Origin of the sequence: Desulfovermiculus halophilus DSM 18834, from assembly GCF_000620765.1 — a bacterium.
Classification (GTDB): Bacteria; Desulfobacterota; Desulfovibrionia; order Desulfovibrionales; family Desulfothermaceae; genus Desulfovermiculus; species Desulfovermiculus halophilus.
Genome location: NZ_JIAK01000045.1, coordinates 1 through 8,247, shown reverse-complemented (window position 1 = coordinate 8,247; position 8,247 = coordinate 1). Strand labels below are relative to the sequence as shown.

The following is an 8,247-nucleotide window of genomic DNA, read 5'->3' as shown; positions in this document are numbered from 1 at the left end:
CAATAACGGCAGGAAAGGGTTTTGAGCAGGTGAAGGCACATGACTTCCAGTCTTGCAATCCTGTGGAAGCCATGGTAGTAAAAACTTCGTTGTGGTGGGCTTCCGGATTCGTTCGGTTGGCCACGGAAAAGGCCCGGAGGTTTCGGCTCCGGGTCTTTTTTTTTGTCAAAAACACTGGGTACGGTGAATGTATATCAGGAAGACCAGAAAAGTACACGAACCAGATGCACAAGAGGAAGGAGATATATTTTGCTTCACAAAAGGGGAAGTAAATAAAGAAGAAAGGAGGGTCTGATCACCGCCCTGGGGGTCCTATTTCAAAAGCCTTACCTGGGTCCGCTTTTGGCCGCCTTTGACATCCTATGCGAAATAACAGTCAACTCAAGGCTAGGATTATTTGTAGCTTCTTGGCTCTTACCCAATCATGATATTGGATTCCGGCCAGGAATAGTGCTCTGGTTTCTGCCAGCTCTGCAGCATGGACAGAAAGATGATAGGACCCAGGCGGCCGACAAACATGAGCGCGATGATTACCGCCTTTCCCGGTTCACTCAATCCGGATGTCGCCCCGGCGCTCAGCCCTACTGTTCCAAAAGCGGATACCGTCTCAAAAGCAATCTCTAAAAAAAGCCCCCGCACCTCGGGATGGGGCAGGTGAGCCCCTTCAGTATAGGTCAGAATCAACATGGCCGTTCCAATCAGGCCCAGGGCAAAAATGGTCAAGGTCAGGGCCTTGTTCATGCTTTCTTCATCCAAGGCAAAGCCGGCCACAACCGTCTGTCTCCGACCTCGCATACGGCTGACCCCAAAACCCAGCAAGGCCCTGAAAGCAGTTGTTTTAACCCCTCCGGCACAGGAACCGGGTGAGCCGCCTATGAACATGAGGATGACCAAAATCAGCAAAGAAACATTGCTCATATCCTCGATGGACAGGGTATTGAACCCAGCAGTTCGGGCTGTAACCGATTGAAACAATGCGGCAAGGCCCAACTCGCCTGCTCCGTCGGCCTGAACCTGCCATTCGGAAAGAAAAATAAGCGCAGCTCCGCCCAAAATGAGCCACAAACTTGTGTGCAACACGACTTTTGTGTGCCAGGTAAAACGGGCCTTATGTCTTCGCACCGAATGCATGCCGGGCATGAACAATTCGACCAGGACGGAAAATCCCAAGCCGCCCAGGATGATCAGGGCCATAAAGATAGCATTGACTGTCCACATTCCGCTCCAGGCCATGAGGCTGTCCTCCTGCAAAGCGAAACCGGCATTGCAGAAGGCTGATATTGAGTGGAACAAGGCATCAAAGATGTCAAAACCAGGGACGGCTAAGTACATGAATATGAAACCGATCCCTTCTATAGATATACAGACCAAAACAACCTGCACAAGAAAGCGGCCCAACCGGAACGAAGGGTCATGGAGCAGGGACTGACCCACGGCCAGCCGATCGGTCAACGATACACGCCTGCGCCATAGATAAAAAATAAGGCTGGTGTAAGTCATCACCCCCAATCCGCCCAATTGGATCAAGATCATGATCACGCTTTGTCCGAATTGGGTAAAAAACGATCCGGTATCCACAACTATGAGTCCGGTCACACACGTGGCCGAAGTAGCAGTGAATACGGCATCCAGCCAGGACAACTCTCCACCAGCAACAGAAGCCGGATGGTGCAACGCGATGCTGCCGACCATTATTGCCAGGCCGAAGAACATGATGGGCAGGGTAAATGGAGAAAAAAGGCGAGCAGTGAGGTTACGCATGGTATGGTATGCTTTAAAGCTAGAAATCGTAGCTCAAAACAGGTTGCGTTTATCAAGACATCCGTGCTCTCAGAATTTCCTTCTGTCAAGGGTTCTTAAGAGGCGATGCGTAAACGGATATGAAGGCCAGGGGCACCTGGAGCTGGCCCACTAATCCTCAGGTATGATCACAGTCCCTGCAAGCGAGGGAGGAGGCTTGCTTGCACCGGCTTTGGCTGTGGATGAAGATCATCTATGCGATTTCCCCTATAGGCTTGTTTCTAATCCCCACGGATGAGCCATCCACCAGGTGGAACCCGGTATCTGAGTCTGTAACAGTCTCCAGGGGGTGGCTGTTGTCCGGGAGGGACGCCCGGCAGCCAAATCCGGCATTCGCCCGGTGGCGGCATATGTCCGGGAGGAATGTCCGGCAGGGCGCTTCTGTAGTAGCCACCGTCATGACGCACGTCTACCATAACAGCTCCAGATTCCCCTATGGCTCTGACCGTTCCATGGGTTCCACATCCGGAAAGAAGGAACACAAAAACCGTCACAAAAAGAAGGGTGCTCAGCAGGTGTTTAGTATTGTTCATGATCAATCCTTGGATTCTCGACTCGTGATTACACTTTGCTTACCCATTAGCTGAGCAAGTCATCTTCTATGCCTTCCCGAGTGAACATGAATCTGACAATCTCATTGTCAAATATAACCTTTCCCTTTACTCTCTTATTTGCAACTCCTCGGGCTTCTTGAACAATGGATTCAGTCGACCTAAGAAGGTCAACTGAATCCTCATTGGTTGAGGTGACGATGCTTAGAAGTGATAGAGTATAGCCAGCTCTACTTCCGCCGCAAAGTCTTCGCGGGCAATGGGGCTATCTCGCACATCGCTGCTGTAATACTCAAGTTCCAGGCCGGAAACGATTTGAATATGCTCGCTGACAAAGCGTCGATCGACAACGCGCAGGCCGGAGGAGCGGTATCCGCTATCCAAATCCGTCTCCGCAAGTCCGGATGTGGTAGCCTCTGATGGGCTAATTCCAAAATCTCTATTCAGGTTGTCACTGTCAGCAAATGTGGCATAGAGAATAGCTTCTGTTCCACCGCCATCCTGACGGGAACCGAACCGGTGCCCGGCAAAGATGAACCCCAGTGTGCCGAAATCGCTCCCCCCCACAGAAATTCGAGTGCCGATATAATTCCGCCACTCCCCATCAAAGGCATACCTGACCTCACCTGAGCCCGTAAACTCATCATCCCTCTCATCAAGGCCGTCCAGCCTGCCGTCATCAGAATCATCTTCATCACGTCCATCATCTAAACCCAACTCGACCTGGATGTACCATTGATCCTTCTGGCGAGTCGTCCATGACAGTTCCAGCCCTTCCCAAGAGAAAAGGTGGTTTCCCTTTCTCCATTGGATGGCCCCGGCCGGATCCAGTTCAAACTCATATTCGTCCGAACCAGCGTAGGCGGTTTCGTATTCAACCCCCAAGCCAAGAGCAATTCCCCAGCCAGATCCTCGGGTGAAGTCCGGGGTAAATGGCAGAGGAAAAAGAGGTGCCACCTCCTCAGCGTGAGCCGCTGTTAGATTGAGGGCGATCATCGCCATTACAATAATTGTTATCAGTTTAAGTTTTCTCATTTAGTTTTCCTTCTGTCCGTTTATATGCTCGTGAGGTCCTTTTGAAGCAGTCCGCTATATTCTTTGGTTTGATATTTTGCGGCCCCACTAAATCCAAGATCTGCTAACCTTCATTCAAAATTGCACATTACACCTAATTTCACTGAATCATTACCATTTTGTACAGAAGTTAATATTTTTATATGATAAATTTAAATGAATAAGCAGAAGTGTGGAGCTTGAACCGCTGCTTTTTGTATCCTGATTACTCAGGGCATGGCTTTGTCATATGTTGTAACTCAAAAAATGTACCAAAACCTAAGAAACGAGAGAGATTCATACTTTTGTCATTTATCCTAGATAGATAATCTATAAAGCATATTTAAAAGGCATTTTTTACGATAACCAATATTGCATAATATATGAAAATTGTTTCCTCTAAGGCAAATATTTTATACTTTTTTGTGTTCCTGGAGCACGTTTTCAAAGACATTGTTCCTGGCTGAAATAAAAGCAAAGCGCACAGGCGGGGCCTTTTGGCTCAGAAGATTGCGCAGGTTCTTGAAGTATTGCCCGGCCAGGAAGCTGGTGGGAGTGATAGAGGCCACCTGACCGCCAGGCTTGACGAAAGACATGGCCTGATCAGTGAACAGGCCATAGAGATTGGCATGGCCGTACAGACTGTTTTTGAATTTCTCCCGGCCCTCCTTGGACAAGCGGACCCGGCCATATAAAGGGTTGCCGATGACCAGGTCGAACGAAGACTGAGGGCTCTCCTGGAGAGTGTCTAGAATCTGAACCAGGGAGGAGGACTGGCCGGAGAGGAAAACGTGTTTTGCCAGCATTTGGCCACCACATGCCGAGTGATGGCCCGGGCAAAGACAAGCCGCCTGTCGGCGGCCTTGATTTCCCTGGCCCGGGCATGGAGGAGATTTTTTGTCCTTGAAATATTTTCAAGCATGTATGACCACTTAGAGGAACCAAAGGGATCTGGATTTTATTGTCGGAGCAATGAAGCGTATCCATTATATTGGCCAAGAAATAAGCAGCCGTCAAACCGAAGGTATTTCCTGGTATGTCATTGGTTTCATCAGACCCAGGATCCTTGATTGTATTCTTTGTTTTATGGCCTAGAATTCTTGGTCTCAAGTTCGAAAGTTTTTTCTCCAACTTACTTATTGGTATTCATCCCAGCCGCTTCAGAGAGTAAATCTGTTCCAACCCTTTGATCTTATGTGGCTTTCGTTTCCTTTTTGGTTGTATGATATCTTGGAATAGCTCGAATCCTTGGCGGACGAACTCGCGGGAACCTATAATGCCGGCATCGGTAAAAAAACGAGTCCTCTGAATGAACCGTTCCACACTCTCCGGCAGGGGAACAGCAACCAATATCTTGCCCTTGCTTGCCCGGTTAAATGCCGTAGAGCGGCCCTGCTGCAAGCAGGATTTAACTGGGCCTGTATTCACACCGCTCCTTTTGTGATAGAGAGTCCGATCTGTCCCCATTTCTGATTAAGAGGTTTCATCTTCAGAGGGCTGTTTATCCACTGGTATGAAACTAGAAGTTAGTAGTCTCCTGTTTGACTCTCTCATACAGCCAGACTTTGATCAGGGCCCCACGATCAACACCAATCCCTCCCCGGATGCGATCGATTTCTTTGATCAACTCCTCAGCAACATCAAGGGTGATCCGCACTTTTTTTCCAGGACGTGTTATGTTGGCCTGAGACATATCCAATAGATCATGGATGTCTTCTCCTTGATCAAAGCGTTTGTCGAATTCATCGGCGCTGTTGGCAATTTTTTTGTTATTCATAGAGTACCCTCTCTTTTTTCCTGGCACGTCTGACTGAGATAAGGCGTATGTTTTTCTGCCGATAAGTAAAAACGGCAGTCCAAAGCTTATCACTTAATTTTGCAATAATAATATGTCTATTTTCAATGGGATAAGGTGCTTCGATTTCAACCCGCTTTTCATCCTCCCAAAGAGCTGTAGCAGTCTCAAAATCAATGCCGTGTTTGTCGGCATTGATTTTGCTTTTTTGAGGATCCCATTCAAAATGCATGTAAATATTGTATAGAAAAACAGTTAAATTGCAACAAAATGTAAAATTTTTGATGAGCAGGTATCCGGCCAGGCATGATTTCCTCACGCAAAGCCGCAAGGATCACAAAGAAAGCAAAAGTTCTTTACGTGGCGCTCTTGGCGGCTTGGCGAGAGTCCTGCAGCTCGTTGGCTCACTGCCCATTCAGCGACTTCACGACCTGCTTAAAGCTCTCCACCCCAGCTTCCAGGTTCTCCATGATCTCTTCAGCCAGGACGTCTGGATCCGGGAGGTTGTCCAGGTCGGCCAGGTTTTCGTCTCTGATCCAGAAGATGTCCAGGCTTGTTTTGTCGCGGGTTACAATTTCATCATAGGTGAACTTGCGCCACCTGCCGTCGGGGTTGTCTTCTGACCAGGTTTCGGTGCGCTTGTGTGGATTTTGTGGGTTGTAGCAGGAAACGAAATCCTTCAGGTGCTCATAGGTCATCTGATTTCGTTTTTTGGTGAAGTGCACGTTGGTCCGCAAGTCATAGAACCAGACTTCCCTAGTCCATGGTTCTTTGCTGGCCGGCTTGTTGTCAAAGAAGATGACATTGGCCTTGACTCCCTGGGCGTAAAAAATGCCGGTGGGCAGCCTCAAGATGGTGTGCAGGTCGGTATTCTCCAGGAGCTTTTTGCGGACAGTTTCACCGGCTCCTCCTTCAAAGAGCACGTTGTCTGGTACGACCACAGCCGCCTGGCCGGTTGATTTGAGCATGGTGCGCACATGCTGCACAAAGTTCAGCTGTTTGTTGGAAGTGGTGGCCCAGAAGTCCTGGCGGTTGTAACGAAGATCCTCCTTGTCCTGCTTGCCGGATCCATTGGTGATGGTAATACTGCTTTTTTTGCCAAAGGGGGGATTGGTCAGGACATAGTCGTAGCGGGCACCGGTGTCTGATGTCAGGGCGTCCTTGGAAGAGATTGTAGGCTCTTCGGTGATCTCCCCGATATTGTGTAGGAACATATTCATCAGCCCCAAGCGCCGGGCGTTGGCTACGATTTCATTGCCGTAAAATGTTTCTTTTTTCAGGAACTTTTTCTGTTCCTTGTCCAGGTTGTAATTGCTGGTCAGGAAGTCATAGGCGGCAAGAAAAAAGCCGCCGGTGCCACAGGCCGGATCGGCAATGGTCTTTAAAGGTTCGGGACGGATGCATTCCACCATGGCCCGGATCAAGGCTCTGGGGGTAAAATATTGCCCGGCTCCGCTTTTCACGTCTTCGGCATTCTTTTCCAACAAGCCTTCATAGATATCGCCTTTGACGTCGGCGCCCATGGTGACCCAGTTTTCCTCATCGATCATATGAATGATCTTGTACAGTTTGGCCGGATCCTGGATCTGGTTTTGGGACTTGGAAAATATCTGGCCGATCATGCCCTTTTGTTGGCCCAGGGCGCGTAAAAGGTTGACGTAGTGGGCTTCCAGATCAGCGCCTTTTAAGGAGGTCAGGCTTTTCCAGCTGTATTCAGCTGGTATGCCCACATCTTTATTATAGATTTGGCTATATTCATCGGCCATTTTCAAAAAGAGCAGGTAGGTTAGCTGCTCCAGATAATCGCCGTAGCTTACCCCGTCGTCGCGCAGGGTGTGACAAAAACTCCAGACTTTGGAAACAATGCTTTCAGTGGTGTTCATTTCATCTCGCTATATGCTGTTTGGGTCTTGACGCCAAGCCCGGAGTTCTCTCGCTAAGGCGCAAAGATCGCCAAGTATACAAGTGCTTTTAACGCTGCGCTCTTGGCGTCTCAGCGAGAGGTAATCTTTGAAACTACTCTGGGAGGCCATTGACAATCCGGGTGATGCCATGCTTCATCATGGCTTCCCCAAAGTTGAGCAAATACCCAAGTTTCATTCCTGTCAGTTTAAGATATGTTAGGACCTGTTTTTTATGCGCGTTGGTAATTTTTTCAATGGATTTCAGTTCGATGATTACTCTTTTGGCAACAATGATGTCAGCCCGGAATCCTTCATCAAACGGATGTCCCCGGCAGACGATTGGTACTGATACTTGTCGTTCAGCGGCATACCCGCGTTTTTGGAGTTCATCCAGGAGTACAACCTCGTAGACTGTTTCCAGGAGACCGGGGCCGAGTTCTCTGTGTACGGTGAATGCCGAATCCACAATGTCTCGGCCGATCGAGTTTTCGTCCAAAGTATTCTCCTGAATTGAAAGAAATTCTCTCGCCGCGCCGCAAAGAGCGCAAAGGAGAAAAGATTTTTACTTAGCGTTCTTGGCGGCTTTGCGAGAGTCCATTCTTTTCTTCTCAGCCTTGATCTGCTCCAGTAGCTTTTCAGCGGAATTTTCCCCGGAGATCAGCTCAGGGTGTGCTTCCCGCCATTCTTTAGTCAACTCCCCGGAAAATGCCTTCTTCAAAATACTTTGCCGCAAAGCCTCAGTTTTGTTCAGGCTGTCTTCAATGGATTTTTCGAGCTGGTCGCAGACTGAGAGGCGAGATTCGATTTCAGGTATGAGTTTAGCCCTTTGATAAACTAAGCTGCCATGTCCAATTCCGTCTCATTTTGGGTGTGGTTTCGCTTAATATAGTTTTTGCTCAGCTCTGTGACATGTTCGACTGGATTGCGCCCCTGCAGATACGATGTTCGAAAGATCGACATCAATACTGCCTGGGCATCTGCCCCGGCCTCTGAGCGGTTTTGCTGGGAGATCTTTCGGGAAATGACCGGTCCTCGAATTTGCTGCTCTGCATGACTGTTCTCTGGGCTCACATCATAATCAAGGAAAGTAAAAAGCTCTTTCTGATGTCGCTTCAGCCGCTTGATCAGCCTGTTGACATCTTTG

The 8,247-nt window shown here is 48.8% G+C and carries 10 protein-coding genes; 1 reads left to right on the top strand and 9 read right to left on the bottom strand.

What is annotated here, in order from left to right:
* Positions 1-272, top strand: a 272-nt coding sequence (locus N902_RS20270; RefSeq protein ID WP_027371059.1) for a hypothetical protein, incomplete at its 5' end; no start/stop codon positions are given.
* Positions 273-414: 142 nt separating this feature from the next.
* Here the strand turns inward: N902_RS20270 and N902_RS0113930 are convergent.
* The 9 genes from N902_RS0113930 to N902_RS18045 form a co-directional block, all read right to left on the bottom strand.
* On the bottom strand, positions 415-1,761 hold the full coding sequence (locus N902_RS0113930; RefSeq protein WP_027371411.1) for a TrkH family potassium uptake protein: 1,347 nt from the start codon (positions 1,759-1,761) through the stop codon (positions 415-417).
* 794 nt (positions 1,762-2,555) lie between these two features.
* Entirely contained in the window at positions 2,556-3,386 is an 831-nt protein-coding gene (locus N902_RS0113920; RefSeq protein WP_027371409.1) for a MipA/OmpV family protein, read from the bottom strand.
* Between the two features lie 431 nt (positions 3,387-3,817).
* On the bottom strand, positions 3,818-4,210 hold the full coding sequence (locus N902_RS0113915; RefSeq protein WP_027371408.1) for an Eco57I restriction-modification methylase domain-containing protein: 393 nt from the start codon (positions 4,208-4,210) through the stop codon (positions 3,818-3,820).
* 713 nt (positions 4,211-4,923) lie between these two features.
* On the bottom strand, positions 4,924-5,181 hold the full coding sequence (brnA, locus tag N902_RS0113905) for a type II toxin-antitoxin system BrnA family antitoxin (protein WP_027371406.1): 258 nt from the start codon (positions 5,179-5,181) through the stop codon (positions 4,924-4,926).
* Positions 5,174-5,431 (bottom strand): BrnT family toxin, encoded by a 258-nt coding sequence (locus N902_RS0113900; RefSeq protein ID WP_027371405.1) that lies wholly within the window; start codon positions 5,429-5,431, stop codon positions 5,174-5,176. Before N902_RS0113900 ends, brnA begins: the two co-directional genes overlap by 8 nt.
* A gap of 172 nt (positions 5,432-5,603) precedes the next feature.
* On the bottom strand, positions 5,604-7,082 hold the full coding sequence (locus N902_RS0113895) for a class I SAM-dependent DNA methyltransferase (protein WP_027371404.1): 1,479 nt from the start codon (positions 7,080-7,082) through the stop codon (positions 5,604-5,606).
* 133 nt (positions 7,083-7,215) lie between these two features.
* Positions 7,216-7,599, bottom strand: a complete 384-nt coding sequence (locus tag N902_RS0113890) for a GxxExxY protein (protein WP_027371403.1) — start codon at positions 7,597-7,599, stop codon at positions 7,216-7,218.
* Between the two features lie 66 nt (positions 7,600-7,665).
* Complete coding sequence (locus tag N902_RS19815) at positions 7,666-7,821, bottom strand: hypothetical protein (RefSeq protein WP_153304235.1); 156 nt, start codon at positions 7,819-7,821, stop codon at positions 7,666-7,668.
* Positions 7,822-7,937: 116 nt separating this feature from the next.
* Positions 7,938-8,247: IS66 family transposase (locus N902_RS18045; protein WP_034622980.1), on the bottom strand; the 310-nt coding region annotated here is incomplete at its 5' end.